The sequence below is a fragment of the Komagataeibacter kakiaceti JCM 25156 genome (assembly GCF_000613305.1).
Genome location: NZ_BAIO01000477.1, coordinates 1 through 1,791 on the forward strand (window position 1 = coordinate 1; position 1,791 = coordinate 1,791).

At 66.4% G+C, this 1,791-nt stretch carries 1 pseudogene; it reads left to right on the forward strand.

From position 1 onward, the window contains the following. Positions 1-398 precede the first annotated feature (398 nt). Positions 399-1,791: pseudogene (locus tag JCM25156_RS25185) on the forward strand (TldD/PmbA family protein); the annotation flags it as partial.

Sequence of the window (1,791 nt, forward strand, 5' to 3'; positions counted from 1 at the left end):
AGCGGGAGACTGCGGGGGAACGGCCTGTGATGTGGCGGATTCCGTTTCCGTCTGGCCCAGCGCGGGCGTGCCCGCGCACAGCAGGCCGATGACAAGTAATCCGGCCTGCCGGGGAAAAGACCGGGACAGGGTTGAATCGCACAGGAGGGAAATTCTCACGAGACGCCGTTTCTCCGAACAATGGAAGTCCGATCTTTGTACACTGTTCTGCCTTTCATCCCTATCACAAAGGGAAACAGCCTGAATGAAAGGAAGTTCATTTCCCGGCATGGCATCTGTCATGAACGCGCCCCAACTTTCCCCTATGGGTGAATCCGGCTATGCTACCGGGGCCCCTCCCGGCCCGCGCGGCCCGAGCGTTCGTGTTTTTATGTTCCGCCAACCGGAGTTTCCGTTTCATGCCCTCCTCCCTTCAGGGTCTTTCCCCGCTGGCCGCAACCGATGCCCTGTTTTTCGGGCGCGCCGGTTCCCGCCTTGGCCGCCCGGATGCCGAACGCCTTGTCCAGCAGGCGCTGGAAGGGATGGATGACGGGGAACTTTTTCTTGAATACCGGGAAAGCGAGGTCATTTCCCTTGATGAGGGCGTGATCCGTTCCGCCACCTTCGATACGTCTTCGGGCTTCGGCCTGCGCGCCGTGCTGGAGACGGAAACCGCTTCGCCCATTCCGATGAAATCAGTGAAAGCGCGATCCGCCGCGCCGCCGAGACCGTGACCCAGATCCGCTCCGGCCGCACCGGTACGCTGGCGGCGGGGCCGCGCGCGACCAATCACCACCTGTATCCCGACATCAACCCGCTGGGGGAAGGGGCGTTCGCCACCCGTGCGGCGATGCTGTCCGAACTCGACGCCTATGCGCGCGGGCGCGATCCGCGCGTGGTGCAGGTCATGGCCTCCCTCTCGGCGGAATGGCAGGCGGTGCAGATCCTGCGGCCCGACGGGCAGCGCATGGCCGACATCCGCCCGCTGGTGCGCATGAATGTATCGGTCGTGGTGGAACAGGACGGGCGGCGCGAAAGCGGTGGCCACGGGCTGGGGGGGCGGTATTCCTATACCCGCCTGCTGGCGCCCGGAGCATGGAAAGCCGCCGTGGACGAGGCGCTGCGCATGGCGCTGGTCAACCTGGACGCCCGCCCCGCCCCGGCGGGTGAGATGGAGGTGGTGCTGGGCGCGGGCTGGCCCGGCATCCTGCTGCATGAAGCCGTGGGCCACGGGCTGGAAGGGGATTTCAACCGCAAGGGCACATCGGCCTTCGCCGGGCTCATGGGCAAGCGCGTGGCCGCGCCCGGCGTGACGGTGGTCGATGACGGCTCCCTGCCGAACGCCGGGGCAGCCTGACCATTGATGATGAAGGCACCCCCACCGGCCGCACCGTCATGATCGAGGATGGAATCCTGACCGGCTACCTGCAGGACCGGCTCAACGCCCGGCTCATGGGCGTGGCCCCCACGGGCAACGGGCGCAGGCAGTCCTATGCCCACCCGCCCATGCCGCGCATGACCAACACCATCATGCTCGGCGGCGACGCCACTACCGAAGACATGATCCGCAGCACGAAGCGCGGGCTGTACGCCGTCAATTTCGGTGGCGGGCAGGTGGACATCACCTCAGGCAAGTTCGTGTTCGCGGCGTCGGAAGCCTACATGATCGAGGATGGGCGCATCACCGCGCCGGTGCGCGGCGCGACCCTGATCGGTAATGGCGCGGACGCCATGACCCATGTCACCATGATCGGCGGCGAACCCGCGCTTGACCCCGGCATCGGCACCTGCGGCAAGGCCGGGCAGGGCGTG